Here is an 18,881-nt window from a genome sequence, read left to right as displayed (position 1 = left end):
GTCTTTTAGAAGCAATCATTTTGTTATGTCCCAAACTCTTTTTTACATCCATTCTAGATAGAGAACAATAGTGATGAGTGAAAAAATAGCAAGAAGGAAAACATCGAACGTGGTGGGGAAAAAAAGCGTTCGAATTCCTTGAATAATCGTCAGGGGAATGATGAATTGGGCACACGCTGCGCCAATCGTTTTAAACCAGCGCTGTACTTGATAAGAGTTAAACTGTAAGTTAATTCGTTTTTTCATACTTCATATGCTCCTTTCCTGCTTGCAGGCCGTTACATAATAATGTATGAATCATGGGCGCTAGGTGTTCAGTTTTTTTCGTAAGATCTGGCGTGTTTGTGAATAGAATGAGAAAAAAATGGAGAAGATTATTGACGAATTCATATTTTTTCATATAGTATAATTAAGAGAAAATCATATGAACATACAGTGAGTAGGAAGAGTACAAAATAAAGCACCTTTAGAGAGAGAAATCAGCAGCTGAAAGATTTCTTAGGAAAGCTTATTTGGAAGGTCGCCTATGAGTAGTTTTTTTGAACAGACTTTGGTCTAAGTAGAAGAAACCGGTTAATGAACCGTTATGAAATGAAGTGTATAGACGTCTTTACGGGAGAAGTCTATAAAAAAAGGTGGTACCGCGAAATCAACTCCTTTCGTCCTTTTATGGAAGAAGGAGTTTTTTTATGTTCATTCGAGCTTTCGCATATCGAAAGCTATATAAGAAATTATACATGGAGGTACAGAGTATGTCAGAACAGGAAGTAAAGCTTTCAACGAAGTATGACCCAAAATCTGTTGAAGAAAATCGCTATCAATATTGGTTGGATGGGAAGTTTTTTGAAGCAACAAACGATGCTGAGAAAGAGCCCTACACAATCGTGATCCCACCGCCAAACGTAACGGGTAAACTTCATCTAGGGCATGCTTGGGATACAACGTTACAAGACATTTTAACGCGTATGAAGCGCATGCAGGGCTATGACGTTCTATGGTTGCCTGGAATGGATCACGCCGGTATCGCTACGCAAGCAAAAGTAGAAGAAAAGCTTCGTCAAGAAGGAAAAAGCCGTTATGACTTAGGGCGTGAGAAGTTTGTAGAAGAAACGTGGAAGTGGAAAGAAGAATATGCCAGCTTTATTCGTCAGCAGTGGTCCAAGCTAGGCCTTGGCTTAGATTATTCTCGCGAGCGCTTTACGTTAGATGAAGGCTTATCAAAAGCCGTTCGTGAAGTATTTGTTAAGCTATATAAAAAAGGCTTAATCTACCGCGGTGAATATATTATCAACTGGGATCCAGCAACAAAAACAGCCCTGTCTGATATTGAGGTTATCTATAAGGATGTGCAAGGTGCATTTTACCATATGCGCTATCCGCTTGCCGACGGTTCTGGGCATATTGAAATTGCAACAACACGTCCGGAAACAATGCTAGGTGATACGGCAGTTGCTGTTCATCCTGAAGACGAACGCTATAAGCATTTAATTGGTAAAACAGTTAAGCTTCCGATTGTAGGTCGTGAAATTCCTATCGTTGGTGACGATTATGTAGACATGGAGTTTGGCTCAGGCGCTGTGAAGATTACACCTGCTCATGATCCAAACGACTTTGAAATTGGGAACCGCCACAATTTAGAACGCATTCTTGTGATGAATCAAGACGGTACAATGAACGACAAAGCAGGAAAATATGAAGGTATGGATCGCTTTGAATGTCGTAAACAAATCGTAAAAGATTTACAAGAAGATGGCATTTTATTTGAAATTGAAGATCACATGCACTCTGTAGGTCACAGTGAACGTAGTGGAGCTGTGGTCGAGCCTTACTTATCAACGCAGTGGTTCGTGAAAATGCAGCCCCTGGCTGATCAGGCAGTTGAACTTCAAAAAAGCGAAGAAAAGGTTCAGTTTGTTCCAGATCGCTTTGAAAAAACGTACCTACACTGGATGGAGAATATTCGCGACTGGTGTATTTCACGTCAGCTTTGGTGGGGACACCGTATTCCAGCTTGGTATCATAAAGAAACTGGAGAAGTGCACGTTGATCATGAGCCTCCAGCAGATATTGAAAACTGGGAGCAAGATTCAGACGTACTTGATACGTGGTTTAGTTCAGCTTTATGGCCATTTTCAACGATGGGTTGGCCGGACGTGGAATCGATTGACTTCCAGCGCTACTATCCAACAAATGCGCTTGTAACGGGCTATGACATCATCTTCTTCTGGGTATCTCGCATGATTTTCCAAGGTCTTGAATTTACAGGCAAGCGTCCATTTGACGACGTATTAATTCACGGACTTGTACGTGACGAGCAAGGCCGTAAGGTGAGTAAATCTCTTGGAAACGGTGTAGATCCGATGGAAGTGATTGAGAAGTACGGTGCCGATTCACTTCGCTACTTCTTATCAACGGGAAGTTCACCGGGACAAGATTTACGCTTTAGCTTTGAAAAGGTTGAAGCAACTTGGAACTTTGCTAATAAAATTTGGAATGCATCTCGCTTTGCATTAATGAATATGGATGGCATTACGTTTGAAGAACTTGATATGTCGGGTGAGAAATCAGTAGCGGATGAGTGGATTTTAACACGCTTAAATGAAACAATTGAAAGCGTAACGAAGCTAGCTGATAAGTATGAGTTCGGCGAAGTAGGACGCGTGCTTTATAACTTTATCTGGGATGACTTCTGCGACTGGTATATTGAAATGGCAAAGCTACCTCTATATGGAGAAGACGAAGCGGCTAAGAAAACAACTCGTTCAATCTTAGCGTATGTGTTAGACAACACAATGCGACTTTTACATCCATTTATGCCGTTTATTACCGAGGAAATTTGGCAAAGCTTGCCGCATGAAGGCGAATCGATTACGGTAGCGAAATGGCCAGAAGTACGCCCAGAGCTAACAAATAAAGAAGCGGCAAACGAAATGCGCTTACTTGTAGACATCATTCGTTCAGTGCGTAATATTCGTGCGGAAGTAAATACGCCAATGAGCAAGCAAGTACGCTTGTTCATTAAAGCAAAAGATGAAGCGATTCAAGCGCAGCTTGAGAAAAATCGTGCATACATCGAGAAATTCTGTAATCCAAGTGAGCTTGCAATTTCTACGGAAATCTCTTTAGACGAAAAAGCAATGACAGCTGTTGTAACAGGAGCTGAATTAATTCTACCTCTTGAAGGGTTAATTAACATTGAAGAGGAAATTGCGCGCCTTGAAAAAGAATACGATAAGCTGAATAAAGAAGTGGAGCGTGTTCAAAAGAAACTTGGAAATCAAGGTTTTATCGCAAAAGCACCGGCAAAAGTAGTAGAAGAAGAGCGCCAAAAAGAACAGGATTATGTTGAAAAACGTGAAGCTGTTCAAGCGCGTATTGTCGAATTGCGCGGGGAATAATAGAAAAAAGCGCTGCTTGTGAAGCAGCGCTTTTTGCAGGCTGTTGAGAAACTTTGTTCTCAACAGCTTTTTTATGTCTGTCTTTTTTTATCAGTGGTAACACTGATAAAAAAAGACTGGAGTTGATGAAACATGATGGGTGCACTTAAAAATCATCGAGATGAACAAGTGATGGTTTCTGTAGAAGATTTAGTTCCTGCCAATCACTTTTTGCGTACAATTGAAGCGACAATTGATTTTAGCTTTATTGAAGAAAAGCTTCTTCCTTATTATTGTGAAGACAATGGACGTCCTTCCATTCATCCCATTACGCTATTCAAAATGATGTTTATTGGCTACTTTTATGGCGTTCGTTCCGAACGTCAACTTGCCAAAGAAATTCAAACGAATGTGGCGTATCGATGGTTCTTAGGCTTATCGTTAACGGATGCCGTTCCTCACCATTCGACGATTAGTTTTAATCGCCGAACACGCTTTTTAGATACGACGATTTTTGAAGACATTTTTGATGAAATTGTTCGCCAGGCGATAGAACATCGCATGGTTGGTGGACGTGCTTTAATGACAGACTCGACTCATATCAAAGCGAACGCAAATAAACATAAATATGAAAAACAACCAAAGAAGTCCCGCCGACAAGCGTATATGGAAGAGTTAGAAGCAGCCGTCAACGAAGATCGTCTTGAAAACGGAAAAAAGAACTAAGTCCTCGAAAGGAAGGCGTTGCCTTACAAAAACAAACCCGCATCAGTACAACGGATCCCGATAGTGGTTTTATGATGAGAGATGGAAAGCCAGATGGCTTTCATTATTTAGATCATCGAACGGTGGATGTCAAACATAATATTATTACAGACACCTGTATTACAGATGGCAATGTGGCTGACTCTGTTCCTTATCTTGACCGCCTTGACATACAAATAAAAAAGTTTCGCTTTTCTGTTGAAGCTGTTGCATTAGATGCCGGGTATTTTACAAGCCATATTTGTAAACGCCTTTCTGAAAAAGGGATTTTTATGGTGATGGGCTATCGGCGTTTTGGATCGTCAAACAAAGACGTGCCAAAACGTCTGTTTCACTACGTACAGGAAAAAGATGTATTCGCTTGTCCAATGGGGTGCATTTTATCGTATGCGACTACCAGTCGCACAGGAGATCGTACATACAAATCAAATCCAAGTGATTGTGCCGTTTGTCCAATGAGAAACGGTTGTTTTTCCGCTTCCCAAAAACAACGCGTGGTGACACGTCACATTTGGGAGAGATTCAAAGAACAAGCGCGTCTAAATAAGCGCACAAAAGCAGGTAAACAACTTTATCGTATGCGTTGCACGACGATTGAGCGTAGCTTTGCCGACGCAAAAGAGCTAAATGGGTATCGATATGCCCGGTATCGAGGGCTGAAGTCTGTCCAGATGCAGGCGTATCTGACGGCAGCTTGTCAAAACATGAAAAAAATCGCCCATTACCTGACCAAAACAGGTCAGGTAATGGGCGATTTTTATGGAAAACGACGATTTATTTGTGAAATGTTTACTTGTTTCACTATAAAAAATGAAAAGAGCCTCAGATTGACGAGAACCTTACAGGTTTCTCGTCAATCTGAAAAAAGCGCTGCTTGTGAAGCAGCGCTTTTTGTATACATAACGGAACCACAACCAGACTTTTAAGTTCATTCGATTTTTACTGTTGCATTCGCTATAATAATCATAATACAAAAAGAAGGGTGACCGCGATGATACAAACATATGATGAGGCCTTACAATGGATACATAATCGCTTACGTTTTGGCATGAAGCCTGGCTTAGAGCGAATGAACTGGATGCTTGAACAGCTTGATTATCCCCATCAAAATATAAAAGCTATTCATATTGCGGGCACAAACGGAAAAGGCTCAACCGTTACGTATCTGCGCTATATGCTCCAAGAAGCAGGGTATGATGTAGGCACATTTACTTCTCCTTATATTGAAACATTTAATGAGCGAATTAGCATAAACGGAACGCCAATTTCAGATGAGGAAATGCTTCGCCTTGTACAAGAAGTTAAAGCAGTTGTAGAAAGAGTAGAAGAGACAGAATTTGGCGCTGCGACTGAGTTTGAAGTTATTACGCTCATGTTCTTTTTATATTTTGGCTACCATAACCGCGTTGATTATGTTCTTGTTGAAGCTGGACTTGGTGGTCGATACGATTCAACAAATGTCGTTGAACCACTGTTAACCATTATTACGAATATTGGCTTTGATCACATGGCTATTTTAGGGAATACGGTAGATAAGATTGCGTTTGAAAAAGCAGGCATCATTAAGCGAGGCGTGCCTTTAGTAACGGGTGTAGAACAAAAAGAAGCGATAGAAGTAATTGAAGGAATAGCTCGTGACCATGAGGCGTCGCTAGATCGTTTGGGCAGTGAGTTTACAATTGAAAGTTACAGTGCTTTAGAAAATGGCGAAGCCTTTACATTACAAACACCTATCCATACTTATGAGAACCTTGAACTTGGCATGTTTGGCTATCATCAAGTGAAAAACGCATCCTTAGCGGTTCGAGCTTTAGAGCTGTTAGGACAAAAAGGAGAACTACAGCTTTCTCAAGCTGATTTAGCAGAAGGGTTAAAAAAAGCACGCTGGAGTGGACGCTTTGAAAAAGTGAGTGATTCTCCACTAGTTATCATTGATGGTGCCCATAACCAAGAAGGTGTAAAAAGCCTACTAAGTACGCTGCGTCTTCACTATGAAGACAAGCAGATTCACATCATTTTTAGCTGCCTAAATGACAAGAGTGGTAAAGAAATGGTGAAAAGTTTAGAAGGTATTGCTGAAAGTATTACCTTTACATCGTTTGATTTTCCAAGAGCGAGAACAGGACAAGAGCTATATGAACTCAGTAAGCACCCTAGTAAAAAAGTGAATGAACAGTGGCAAGAAGCAATTGAACAAGCTCTTTTACACCATGCAAAACCAAATGACTTAATCGTCATTACAGGTTCACTTTACTTTATTTCAGAAGTTCGATCATTCTTATTACGCGCCTAAAAAGCAAGTCGTCACCGAACGGCTTGCTTTTTTATTTAAAATATTTCGTGAATGACACTGTGAATAAAGAACTATTTTTATTATAATGATGGTAAAACATACTAAAGAGAGGAATAAAAGATACTATGACCAAAGTTATAGGTGAGTGGATAGGATTCTTTATTGCAATCTTGTTGTTCAGTACGTTCGTTCCTCTACAAGGACAAGCTGCAAGCAGTACTCCTGCTTTAAATGTGAACGTAAGCCCGTCAAAAGAAGAGTTTTTAAAGCCTTTAGGTGCTGATGCACAGGGAGATTTAAATATTACGCTTAATCCAGAAGGAAAGCTTGATGATATTTCAAATGAGCTTAGAAAGCCTTTAGACGTGGTGTTTGTGCTTGATAAATCCGGATCGATGGGTCCTTTATATGGAAATAAGTTAGATGATGCTAAGAAAGCGATGAATGAAGCAGTTAAAGTTTTTCAAGCAAATCGTTTAGCGAATGATCGGTTTGGACTGGTAACTTTTGATACGGACGTAAAGGATGTTATTTCTTTAACCTCCGATCTTCAAGCCATTAATAAAAAGGTTCAAAGTATGACGGCTGATGGAGGAACAAACTATGCACAGTCACTTGAACGAGCAGGTGATATCTTAAAAGATTCAAAGAATGATAAATATATTATCTTTCTCACAGATGGATTTCCTACCCAAGCTCAGGAAGAAAAGTATTTTAACTTTTCCGGTAACGTTCGCAAATGTAACTCTTGGGGATATTGTAAGTATGACTATGTAAGGGTTAATAGTCATAAAACGGTATATTACAATGTATATACCAATGGTTCACAAGATGCGTATATACTAGATGATGATGGCTATAGAATATATGTTAATACATCTGGAACTCCACAATCGATTATTAAAAGCTTGAGCACTAATCAAGCTCTCAGTCTAGCCAATCAAAAGGTCAAACTTTACTCTATAGGTTTTGGAACAAATCAAGAGTTAGACATGAACTATTTAACTAAGCTCTCAGAAACTACTGGCTCTAAAGCCTATCAAGGTGATACAAGCAACCTAAGCGATTTATTTCGAAGCATTACGACTGAAATTGGGCAATATGCAATGAAAGACGTGCAGGTGAAAGTGAAAATTCAGGGAAGCGGAACGTCGTTTCCTGGAAAAGTGAAGTTAGCCGATAATGCGAATGCGTATATGGACGGTGACTATGCGGTGATTAATTTAAAAGACGTTCCGTATGTATTAGGTCAAACGCCTTCTGCGACATCGTATTCCCTACCCCTTACGTTTGATACCAAAGGAACGTATAATTTTTCAGACGTCTCGTTATCCTATAAAAATTTAAGCGGTAGTTCCATTTTGAAAAAGCACGATGCAGTAAAGGTTGAAATCAAGGATAAAATTGCTCCAACGTTTAAAGGAACGGTTGGTTTTTTAGATACAAACAAAGTAGGTCGGCTTATTAAAAAAGAAGATCGAAATAGCGAATCTAACCAATTTGATTTAATCTATACGCTTACACCTGATGCAACTTTAGAAAAAGCTGATCGAGGCACGCTGCAAACTATTAAACTAACGCAGATTCTTCCTGAAGGGATAACGGTTGTTAATCCGCCTTCAAACGTCAGCGTGAAAGGAAATCTCATTGAAGTAACGTTTACGGATATTCCCTATAACAATGGTTCGTTTAGCATTAACAAGCTAACGCAAACGATTAAACTTCAAGCAAATTGGGCAATGAATCAAACGTTCCAGAATCCAACTGTCTCGTATAATGACAGTAATGCAGGAGCAAGAAGCGTCATTTTAACAGCTCCAAAATTACCAATCATCGCGAAGGTTGTATTAGAAGATACCCTTGAGAAATATAGTGGGGATGCATATGGTAACATTGAAAAGATAACAAAAAATACCAATACGCTTATTCAAACAATTAAGCTAAAAGATGGAGAACAAGAGTTAGCTCAGCCAATTAAGTCAATGGTATTTACAGGTGATAAAACAGCAATTGACGTAACGTATAGCAATGACACAAAAAAGCGGCTGAAGCTTGTTCCTTCGTTTGAAATAAGAGGTCAAGATTCAAACGAAGTGATTAAAAACGGTAGTGTGTCATCGGAAAAAGTAAAGTTCTCGTTAGTGGATTTAATTCCAGGAGAAGGTGTAACGTATGAATATAAGGTCAACAACGGTAGTTGGACAACCTTTCAACAAAAAGATGAAGTTACCGTTGATAAAGTAGGAGAAGTAACGATTAAAGTTCGTGCAACGGGTGGTTTTGCAAAAGCTAATCAAGAGGTTACTCAGACAGTAACTATTCGGAAGTTAGTTGACAATATTAATGTTGATCCAGCTAGCGTGACGCTGTTTGTTGGTGAAAAAATAACGTTAAATGCATCTGTTTCACCAGCGGATGCCACGAATAAAGATGTTAAATGGATGATTTCTGATACGGGGATTGTTAAAAAAGATATACTCGTAACGGGTTCATCTAAATATGGAATTATTGGTGTGGCACCAGGAAATACGACTGTTGTAGTAGAATCAGTAGACGGAGCTGTGAAAAAGGAAATTCCAGTACAAGTGCTTGATGATTTTAAATTTAAATATCCTTCGATTACGATGGAACCAGGAGAAGAGCGCAATATAAAAGATTTACTTGTTTATCGTAATGGTGGGCTTTTAGATACGCTACTAAATCGTCAGGTGATAGAAAGTATTGTTACTGAGCCAAAGGATAACCCGTCATTTAGCATTGTATCTAAAGATAACAGCATGTTTATTGTGGCCAAAAAAGTAGGATATGGATCTGTGGTGGCAACTGGAGCAAAAGTGAAACAAGACGGAACAAGGGCTAGCTCTAGTATGATCGTTATCGTGAAAAAAAGACAAGGAACAGATGGATCTGGGGCGAAGTGGTGAGTGAAAGCCGTGATGCTAAGCATCGCGGCTTTTTGCTGTTCAAAGTATTGTCACTTTAATCAATGGGAAAACTGATATATAATTGACATGAATCCAAACGTAAGGAGATTGTGAAAATGAGTAAGGAAAATGAGAAAATAGTGCCGACTAGTAATAAAAACTATACGGGCATTATCTTAACGGTTTCATTAATTGCAAACGCAATTATCTTAGCACTGTTCTTTTCACCAATCGGTTATCAAGGAGAGGTTCACTTTGATTTAACAATCTTTCCGCGATTAAATGCAATATTAAACAGCTTTACTTTTATCTTTCTTGTAGCGGCACTAGTATCAATTTTAAAGAAAAACATTAAAGCTCATAAAGGGTTTATTTTAGCGGCATTTTCTTCGACACTATTGTTCCTTGTTTTCTATTTGACGTTTCACTATATGTCAACAGAAACAGCAACGTTTGGTGGAGAAGGAATTATTCGCCCAATCTATTTCTTTATTTTAATTACTCATAGCTTCTTAGCGGCCGTAGTTGTTCCACTTGCGCTGTTCTCAACGGTTTGGGGTTGGACGATGCAAGTAACTAAGCATAAAAAAATCGTTCGTTGGACAATGCCGATTTGGCTATATGTAAGCTTTACAGGTGTGCTTGTATACCTATTTATGGCACCTTATTATTAAAAAAATCTTCTCCTGACGGAGAAGATTTTTTTAATTTCGCGGTTGAATGGTTGCTTCTGGTATTACTTGAAGCGTATCAACAAGCGGTAGAGATTCAAGTTTTGTTAATAAGACGCTGCGGTCATAAAGAACGTTAAAGCGAGAATACTTTCCTACTTGTGAGGTACTAGATCGGTCGATGTCTTTTTCAGTTTCTACGTTACCTCTCACAGCATTAACCGTCAGCGGTCCCTGAGAGAAAATTCCACCGTCGATGGCAAACAGTGAGCCTACGCCGTAAAGCTCAGCTGAAGATTCCGTATAGAAAAAGCCTTGTAACAGCGAGAATACATCTTGCTGTTGATCTTTTAAGTTTTTGAAATTGACTCTTTGTTCTTCTTCGTCATTAAACGTTGTAAACTCATTAATTCGGTTTAAATTAATAGGACCTTTAGCAAGTAAAATCAGCATTCCTTTTTTTCCTTCATTACTATAATTAAAGCCTTCAATACTAACGTTGGTAATTTTAACCTCTCCACCTGTATAGACAATGGAATCAAACATCCCAATTTCCTTTTCGGCGGTTGAAACATCCGTATTACCTGTAATCGTCAAATTGTTTTTTACCACAATATTCTTTGTTAATTCAAAAGTGCTGTTTAAAGGTTTCAAGGTTAAATTGTTACCCACAAACAATGGATGATCTAACGAAATGTCATCGTTTGTATCGATGAGTAAGCTTCCACTTGTCAGTAACGAATCAGTTAATGTAACCGTTCCATCCTGATTTACAATTGTGATATCCCCAGTAGAAATAATTTTTGGTAACGTGATGTTCGCTCCTTTTAAATTAGTGATTGTTACGTTACCGTCTACAAACAGTTTATCTGTAATCGTGAGATTGCTGATGTTGCTTAGTACCAAGTCACCTTTTACAACGATAGACGATAATGTGGAATCAGAGATATTGGCAACTTGAGTACTTTGGCTAAAAACAAGGTCGTCTCCTAAGCTGAGCACTTCATATAAAGATGGTACCGTTAGTATAGAACCATTCTTTGTTAATAAAGAAGACGTAATGTCAGGTAGTTTTAGTGAGTTGAAAATGGAATTTAGGACATCTTCAGCTATCATTGTACCTTTGTCAGCGGCTTGTAAAATGGCTTTATTAAGAACGGCGGTTACGCTTGAAGATTCCGTGAACTGTAGGTTTTCACTACTGAAAATTCGGCGTTCTTCTTCTAGCATGGCTTCATCAAATTTAAAATCAATAAAGTTACTATCATTTTTTAAAGCAGGTACTTTTTCTTTATAAAAAAAAGCTTCACGTGGCTCTTTATCAGCAAAAAGATTCTTGTTTTGCGAATAGAGACTGCCTGTAATCTGAGGGAAAGGTGTATCTACCTGCTGCTGTCCATTTCCATTCGTAGGCGTATAGTTAGCTTCTTTATGAATGACTAACTCATTTGCAAATACGTTTCCTGTAATAGTGGGTGAGCCGTTTAAAATTAATGATTCAGCGGAACCAAGTGCATATTGTAAAAAGCTTGGTGTCGGTGAAATAATGACTCGTTTTGTATAAGTACGTTCAAGTTTTGAAACTTTTTTATCATCAGGAGCTTTTGTGACAATCGTGATGTTATAAATGCGCGTGAAATGATTAGAAAGCGTGCTGGCATTTAACTCAGATGTTGTCACGTCTTCGATGGTGACGTCTTCTAAAAAATCTTTCTTTTTATAGTCATCAACGACGATTTTTTGAGCCAGGTCTTTTAAATGAGTGTCAAAGAGTGAATCAATCTGTCCATTTGCATCTCTCGTAATGGAAATCATGTATTGAGTAGATTGTTCGCGAAGCGCAGTGCGCAAATCGCCAACTACTTCATCCATAGCTGCTTCTGCTTCCGCAGAAATATTGACGTCAACTTCTCGTACTGTTGTACGGAAGGTTCCTTGAATCGTTGCGGCTACAACAGCGAGTCCCACCACGCTTAGAACAGTGATAACAAGAAGTGTGAGCACTAGACCGTAGCCCTTTTCATTGTTTAACATAGTTGTTCACCGCCTTAAAAGCCAAATTTACTGCTGAGCGTTAGTTTTTTATCTAAATCAGGATGCTTCACGATAAGCACTACATCTAATAAGCCTCGAATGCAACGATTACTGCTATCTTCTTCGGCGCAGCTAATGGTAAACTTCGAGTCAGAAAAATCTGCTTCTGACTCGAGCGGTAATGAGTTCACGGCGACTTTTTTTTCACTCCCAGTTGCTATGAGTTCAATTTCAGATGTCGTTTGCTCAGCTGCCGGTCGCTCTTTGGATTCCACATCATAAAAAACATCAGAAGAGTTTTCGCTATCTCGGTATTCGTCGTACTGTGGAGCGTAGCGGTCGGTTAGGGAGATGCACGTACCTTTTTCACCGCGCGGGCTACAATCTTCAAACGTGTCAAAGCCTTTTTCTGTTAGCTCGTTCATCATCATTGTGATGATATAATCTGCATCATCGCGAATTTGTTCTTCAATACCAATTTTTTTAGAGACGGTGATGCCGTTTACGAATACGCTGTATGTAATACCCATTACAATGGTTAAAACAACCATTGTAGCTAGTAGCTCCGTCAGCGTAAGACCCTGCTCATTGTTAATAAGTTTCGCGAATATCTTCACTGACAATAGCTCCTTTCACGGTTGTGGATAATTCTTCGTTGTTTCGCTTCCATTCTGCTGAAACGATAACGGGAACGGTATATTTATAATTACCTTTGTTAAGTTCTTTCTCCTGACCTTTCTCATGGTCATACGTCACCTTTACTTGGAAGGGAATATTATTAATTGTAATGGGTGCGCATCCGTTCGGTGGAGAAGCTAGTTTTGTATACTTATAGTACTGTGCTGTAGAATTATTCTGAGTACAAATATAAACATAAAGCGGTTTTGCTGAAGCTGATTGATTTAGCTGTTCATTCATTTCAATAAAGCTTTGTCGTTCCATAAAAGCTAATGCACTCCTTGCTACATTAATACCTGCCGTTTTGTTTTGACTTCTGTTTGTATAAGAATAAGCATTAGAAAAAAAGTGCATAAGTCCGGTAAAAACAATCATTAAAATGACAAGTGAAGCAAGAACTTCAATAAGAGTTAGTCCTTTTTCATTAAAAAACTTCTTCACAAAGCTTCTCCCTTCTTTTAAATTCGACAAGATTATTATACAATAAGCTAGAAAAGTTGATAGGTAAATTGTACGTATTCTATTTTTTTCTATTCTTTTAGTAGGAAGTGAAGGCCTTTGATTTCTTTTTTATTAATTAGTATTAGTTCTATTGTTTTATTTTTTGTTTTATATTACCTGCCTTTACCGTATAACAAAAATGGTAGAGTGGCTATTTTTAGTACTTCTGTCATACTAGCGATTGTGGGGCTAATCACAAACGTTTTTCTTTCTATTAAAGGAATGCTTTTGACGTTATTGCTGTTAATTTTATGCATTGCTTATTTATTCAGTAAACGTCCTGCTTTGTTAATGGGAGCTGAGACTTCCGCAGATGAAGATGATGATTATCAGCTGCACGTAAACGCCATGACGAATCATCAATCAAAGCTACCTAGTGTACCTCATGATGCTGAATCGGTTCACCAAGATAGGAATAAAGATGACTTCTACCTTGATATCGATACAAAACAAACGGTTAATTCATTTGAAACTGCAGACCTCGATGTATTATTACATCAAGATTCAACCTCTGTTGAACAGAAGAGTGAGCATGATCAATTCAACGTTACATCAGCTGAACATATCGAACCATTGCAGGAAATCGATGAGGTGAATGAAGATAACGCCTTACCAGTTGTATTAGAAGAACCCTTCCAACAAGAAGAAACGTTAGCTCCGCTAACAACGGCAGAATTAGACATGCTTTTACATGAAGAATTATCTTCTATTGAACAGAGGAATGAAGAACAACAAGATCATGTGCCAGATGTCCTGGAAGATGAAAAACTACTAGAGTACTTAAATCATATGAATGTAAACGAAAATGAGTTTCCTAGTGAGCGAGATTCAAATCATGAAGGAGAAAGTCATCTCCATGATTTATTGAATGATATTACAGTCGAAGATGACGATTTCGTCGTGAGTGAAGAAGTTGAAGAATTAGAGGACCTGATAAGCGATATGACGATTCTTGAAGAGGAAGTAATGCCGCTAGAAAATAATCATCAAGAACCGCTTATCGAACTTCTTGAAGAACAACAGCTTGCAGGCTTCGAAAAGGAAGAACTTCATGAAGCTCTGATAGAAGAAATCGAAACAAATCAGCTAGAAGTCAGTGAACTTGCTGAAGGAGTAGATAATGCACGAAAAGACGGTGAAGAATCGCATGATGAAGAAATGCATCATGAAGAAATGCTGACAAGTGAACCTGAAACTCGTCGCCAGGAAGAGCACAATGATCTAGAAGAAGTGCGTGAAGAAGTAATGGAAGAGAGCACTGTAGCCGAAGAACAAGACAGTGATGAGCTGGACATAGTCACTAATTTGAGTGAAGAACACGTAGACGTAGTAGAAGAAGATCAAGGAGCTAGTGAGAAAGAGCAAGAAATCAGCGAAGAATCACAAGAACCAAAGCAAGCAGCAGTGACGGCTTCTATGAACGCAGCTCTATGGCAAACCATTCTAGAGCAAATTGAATGGTGTAAATATCAGCAAACGAAAGAACAATATGAAGATACGCTTCATCAATATATTCATACAGCTCTGCCAGCTCATGAGAAATATGTGCTACATCGCTTACTTATCCAGCATTATATTGACAGTCATGAGTCACAAAACGCTACTACACAGATTGAAATAGTAAAAGATGCGTATGGACAATATCCTATTTTACTAGCAGAATTAAATTACTTACATGAATTAGCAAATCTTGAAGGAGTAGGTGTTAAGAAATAATGAAAAAAAGTGTTGAAATTCTGAACTTGCCTGTTATTAGCATTTCAGAAGGAGAAGAAATTGGACAAGTCAAAAGCTTAATTATTAACCCAGAGAAGTTTTCAGTCGACTTTTTAACAACCCAACAAGAAGAATGGCAAGTAGGAGTTAAAGCGATTCCGTTTAAAAAAGTCATCGGTGTTGGGGAGTATGCTGTCACTGTAGAGCACGGCAATGCAATTATGGACCTTAGTGAAATTCCAATTGCAAACCAGCTTTTCAATAAAAAAGTAGGGCTAATTGGTTCCCGAGTTATGACTCGTAAAGGACATCTTTTAGGTGAAATTATTGAGTACCACGTAAATGATGATAACGGTCAAATCCTGGGATTAACCTTAAAAATGGGTGATCGCGAAGTTATTTTACCGATGGGAGAAGTTGTAACCCTTGGTAAACAAATGGTTATTGTGACTGAGAATGCTGAAGAGGCACTTGTAGCTGAAGCTTCTGAGTTAAAAGTCTTATCTGCTGATGAAGAAGCGGAGCAAATCATTTCAGTTGTTGAAGCGCCAGCACCAGCTCCAAATCCAACAGAAGTAGACAACAAAGCACTGCAGCAAGCGGATGGTTTAAAAGAAAAACAGGTACAGCTGCTTATCGGTAAGACGCTGTTAAAAGATATTCATGACCAGCAAGGAAACATGCTGTTTGAAGGTGGTACAACGCTAAAACGTGAAGATGTAGAAAAAGCTCAGGAAGAAGGTCCGAGCACGTTTGTTGAACTATCGATGAATGTAACTGAATAATTAGGAGGAACTTAGTGTGAGAAATGAACATTTTCTCCGCATTTTTCTGCTACTGACATTTTGTACCGCATATTTGTTAAGCTTTTCAAACCTTGGTGTTTATGCGTACGATCGTTTATTCGGAAGCGATGGTGCGTATAAACCAGGTACAAAAATTGGCAGTATTGATGTAGCTGAAATGTCAACTGCACAGGCAAAAGAAGAAGTTAAAGCATCTATTGAAAAATGGAAAGCTACACAAACAATTGACATTCAGTACAAAGAGAAAAGCGAAACATTACCAATGGATGTATTTTCATTTTATCTTAACGATACATTTGCTGTGGCGCAGACAGGAAAAGAAACGCCTGTGTCAGTAAAAGTGAATGAAGAACTGCTAGCAGCATTCTTAAGCTCATTTCAAAATGACCCAGAGGATAAAGATAACTTGCAGATGGATCGTTTAAAAAGGCAACTGCATACGCAAGCTAGCATGCTATCCCCTAGCAACGAGTTGCTCTCATTGGAGTCATTTTTATCGGAGTCTAGTCAGACAAAAGAAGTGCTGGCACAGTCAACCGTAGCCGTGACGAGTAAAGAAATGGCTGATATCCAAAGCTGGTTAGATGAACTGAAGCAGCTGAAGATACCCGCACAAAAAACGGTCTCGCTAAACGAACTAATTCAAAAGCATCAGCTTGAGAATCTATCTCCAGATAGCCTAAGTTTAGTTGGGTCTTCGATATATGAAACAATTACTTATTCGAATTTTGATATATTGGAACGTCACATTGGCAGTGAAATTCCTGATTATATTGATCCCGGATTTGAGGCTCGTATTTCGCCAGGCAAGCTGGATTTAGCATTCTTTAACAGCAATCAATCCGACTATACATTAACCTTTGAGCTTGACCAAGGACGTCTAACAACTAAGTTAGTAGGTGAACCGTTTTTTTATACATACGAAACAGCAGTGAAAGAGCGGAAGGAGTATGAGCCACGAACAATTGTACAATATACGGCAATGCTTTCTCCAAACGTCACTAATATTGAAACGATGGGCAAAAACGGATTGGCAATTAAAGTCGAGCGAACGGTAACAGATGGAGACGCAGTTATTGCATCTAATCTGTTATCAGATGATTTCTACCCGCCTGAAAACAAAGTTGAGCAGCGAGGCTTAATTATTGATGAAGAAGATAGCGATAATAGCCAAGACATGGATTCATCTGAAAGCAGTAGCTCTAAAGTAGATGAGGACGCAGCAAAAGAATCAAATGATAAGTCTGAATCAAATGACTCTTCTGGAAATTCTTCAGCTAGTTCTTCAAACGGGAATGAAGGTCCACCTAAGAATAACAGCACGACCAGCGAGGCAGAAAAAAAAACGACTAATGCTAATGAACAAGCTGTGAACAAAGAGCGTGAGCAAATTATGAACGGAACAGCTGACGTAAAGGAACCTGAAAAACCATAATGTGTGTAAAGGATGAAAGTGATGCATGAGCGTAAACGACTTGGCGATTTGCTTTTAGAAGCAAATTTGATTACAGAAGCTCAGTTAACAGAAGCTTTAAGCGAAAAAAAAGAAGGGCAAAAGCTGGGAGATGCTCTTTTAGAACGCGGTTATCTTACCGAACAGCAGCTCATTCAAGTGCTGGAATTTCAGCTTGGAATTCCCCACGTTAGCTTGTATGGCTACCCTTTTGATGAGTCGCTTTTTTCTCTCATTACGCATGACTTTGCAAAGCGTAACATGGTTGTGCCGTTAAGGAAGGAAGAGAACCGCTTGTTAGTGGCGATGGCCGACCCGATGGATTTTTTTGCGATTGATGACCTCCGGTTGTCAACAGGATTTCAAATTGAAACGGCTATTGTATCCAAAGAAGAAATTTTACGAACGATTTCAAAGTACTATGACCTTGATGATGACGTGGAAGAATTTGCGCTGCTTCAAAAGAATGTCCAGGGGCAAGAAGAGGAAACGGTAACTGACGGTGACTCTCCTGTAGTGCGCCTTGTGAATCAGCTTATTGCAAGTGCCGTTCAGCAAAAAGCAAGTGACATCCATATCGACCCTCATGAAAAAAAGCTGTCCATTCGCTATCGCGTGGACGGCATGCTTCGGGTGGAACGAGTTTTGCCCAAAAATCTTCAAGGGATGCTCACGGCTCGAATTAAAATTATGGCGAACCTTGATATTACCGAGCATCGCGTTCCACAGGATGGTCGAATTAAAATGAATTTAGATTTAAAGCCAATCGATTTGCGTGTCTCAACTCTTCCGACCGTATATGGTGAAAAAATTGTTATGCGTGTATTAGACTTAGGGAGCTCATTAAAAAGCATTCATAAGCTTGGGTTTAACAGCTTAAACTTAAAACGTTTTTTGAAAATGATTGAGCAGCCAAACGGCATTGTGCTCATCACAGGTCCAACCGGATCGGGGAAATCTTCCACGCTATATGCGGCGCTAAACTATCTCAACAAAGAAGAAACGAACATCATTACGGTAGAAGATCCAGTGGAGTATCAGCTTGAAGGAATAAACCAAATTCAAGTAAACCCTGCTGTGGGCCTAACCTTTTCAGCAGGACTTCGCTCAATTTTGCGGCAGGACCCTAATATCATCATGGTTGGAGAAGTGCGTGATAAAGAAACGGCTGATATTGCCATTCGCGCATCCTTAACCGGGCATCTTGTATTTAGCACGCTTCACACTAATGATGCGCTCAGTACAATTACTCGACTGATGGATATGGGAGTAGAACCGTTTTTAGTGGCGACATCACTAGCTGGCGTTGTATCTCAGCGTCTCGTTCGACGAATTTGCAGAGACTGTCAAAGTGTTCGCGAACCGTCTGCAAGCGAGCGTGATATCTTTGCACGCAGAGGAATTTCAATCGATCGCGTTACGTATGGAAAAGGGTGCGGAACGTGTAACATGACAGGGTATAAAGGTCGAATTGCCATTCACGAACTCATGGTGATGAATGAGGAGATAAAGCAGGCTATTTTAAATAAAGAACCATTTAGTCAACTTCGTGCTCTAGCGATGAAAAATAAAATGATTTTCTTGATGGATGACGGATTGGTAAAAGTGAAACAAGGGTTGACGACTACGGAAGAAGTTCTGCGTGTGTCAACGTTAGAATGAG

The 18,881-nt window shown here is 39.3% G+C and carries 12 protein-coding genes, 1 pseudogene and 1 other annotated feature; of the genes and pseudogenes, 9 read left to right on the top strand and 4 right to left on the bottom strand.

All coding sequences use genetic code 11. From position 1 onward, the window contains the following. Window positions 1–42: 42 nt before the first annotated feature. On the bottom strand, window positions 43–246 hold the full coding sequence (locus tag MKZ18_RS17835; protein WP_025908549.1) for a hypothetical protein: 204 nt from the start codon (window positions 244–246) through the stop codon (window positions 43–45). Window positions 247–426: 180 nt separating this feature from the next. Then, window positions 427–670 (top strand) — a binding site (T-box leader). A gap of 82 nt (window positions 671–752) precedes the next feature. On the opposite strand from MKZ18_RS17835, the gene MKZ18_RS17830 reads away from it, so the two are divergent. From MKZ18_RS17830 to MKZ18_RS17810, 5 genes and pseudogenes are all read left to right on the top strand, one after another. Then, the gene (locus MKZ18_RS17830) at window positions 753–3,398 is read left to right on the top strand and encodes a valine--tRNA ligase (RefSeq protein WP_341344584.1); all 2,646 of its coding nucleotides are present in this window, start codon (window positions 753–755) and stop codon (window positions 3,396–3,398) included. 132 nt (window positions 3,399–3,530) lie between these two features. Continuing rightward, a pseudogene (locus MKZ18_RS17825) lies at window positions 3,531–4,903 on the top strand (IS1182 family transposase); the annotation flags it as partial. Window positions 4,904–5,133: 230 nt separating this feature from the next. Beyond that, a complete protein-coding gene (locus MKZ18_RS17820; RefSeq protein ID WP_061785207.1) occupies window positions 5,134–6,435 on the top strand; it encodes a bifunctional folylpolyglutamate synthase/dihydrofolate synthase in 1,302 nt (433 codons plus the stop codon). 125 nt (window positions 6,436–6,560) lie between these two features. Beyond that, window positions 6,561–9,359: a VWA domain-containing protein gene (locus tag MKZ18_RS17815; protein WP_061785208.1), complete on the top strand. Its 2,799-nt coding sequence runs from the start codon at window positions 6,561–6,563 to the stop codon at window positions 9,357–9,359. 116 nt (window positions 9,360–9,475) lie between these two features. Then, the gene (locus MKZ18_RS17810) at window positions 9,476–10,033 is read left to right on the top strand and encodes a DUF420 domain-containing protein (protein ID WP_061785209.1); all 558 of its coding nucleotides are present in this window, start codon (window positions 9,476–9,478) and stop codon (window positions 10,031–10,033) included. Between the two features lie 30 nt (window positions 10,034–10,063). Here MKZ18_RS17810 and MKZ18_RS17805 read toward each other — a convergent pair whose 3' ends face one another. Genes MKZ18_RS17805 through MKZ18_RS17795 form a run of 3 tightly spaced genes read right to left on the bottom strand, consistent with a single transcriptional unit; the run spans window position 10,064 to window position 13,183 of the window. Next, a complete protein-coding gene (locus tag MKZ18_RS17805; protein ID WP_144594041.1) occupies window positions 10,064–12,064 on the bottom strand; it encodes a hypothetical protein in 2,001 nt (666 codons plus the stop codon). Window positions 12,065–12,078: 14 nt separating this feature from the next. Then, window positions 12,079–12,681, bottom strand: coding sequence for a PilW family protein (locus tag MKZ18_RS17800; RefSeq protein WP_186317475.1), 603 nt, complete (start codon window positions 12,679–12,681; stop codon window positions 12,079–12,081). Next, complete coding sequence (locus tag MKZ18_RS17795; protein WP_186317474.1) at window positions 12,656–13,183, bottom strand: type II secretion system protein; 528 nt, start codon at window positions 13,181–13,183, stop codon at window positions 12,656–12,658. The genes MKZ18_RS17800 and MKZ18_RS17795 overlap by 26 nt, the downstream gene beginning before the upstream one ends. A 117-nt stretch (window positions 13,184–13,300) precedes the next feature. On the opposite strand from MKZ18_RS17795, the gene MKZ18_RS17790 reads away from it, so the two are divergent. Genes MKZ18_RS17790 through MKZ18_RS17775 form a run of 4 tightly spaced genes read left to right on the top strand, consistent with a single transcriptional unit; the run spans window position 13,301 to window position 18,880 of the window. Continuing rightward, complete coding sequence (locus MKZ18_RS17790) at window positions 13,301–14,959, top strand: hypothetical protein (protein WP_340842140.1); 1,659 nt, start codon at window positions 13,301–13,303, stop codon at window positions 14,957–14,959. After that, window positions 14,959–15,744, top strand: coding sequence for a PRC-barrel domain-containing protein (locus tag MKZ18_RS17785; protein ID WP_076512661.1), 786 nt, complete (start codon window positions 14,959–14,961; stop codon window positions 15,742–15,744). Before MKZ18_RS17790 ends, MKZ18_RS17785 begins: the two co-directional genes overlap by 1 nt. A gap of 16 nt (window positions 15,745–15,760) precedes the next feature. Continuing rightward, the gene (locus MKZ18_RS17780; protein WP_340842143.1) at window positions 15,761–17,200 is read left to right on the top strand and encodes a VanW family protein; all 1,440 of its coding nucleotides are present in this window, start codon (window positions 15,761–15,763) and stop codon (window positions 17,198–17,200) included. Window positions 17,201–17,212: 12 nt separating this feature from the next. After that, window positions 17,213–18,880 carry a GspE/PulE family protein gene (locus MKZ18_RS17775; protein WP_144594035.1) on the top strand — a complete coding sequence of 556 codons (1,668 nt, stop codon included), beginning with the start codon at window positions 17,213–17,215 and terminating at the stop codon, window positions 18,878–18,880. Window position 18,881: the final 1 nt, after the last annotated feature.

The sequence above is a fragment of the Priestia sp. FSL W8-0001 genome (assembly GCF_038050335.1).
GTDB classification, from domain to species: Bacteria; Bacillota; Bacilli; order Bacillales; family Bacillaceae_H; genus Priestia; species Priestia flexa.
Note: the sequence above shows the minus strand (reverse complement) of the source record. Positions and strands in the feature narration are given on the sequence as shown.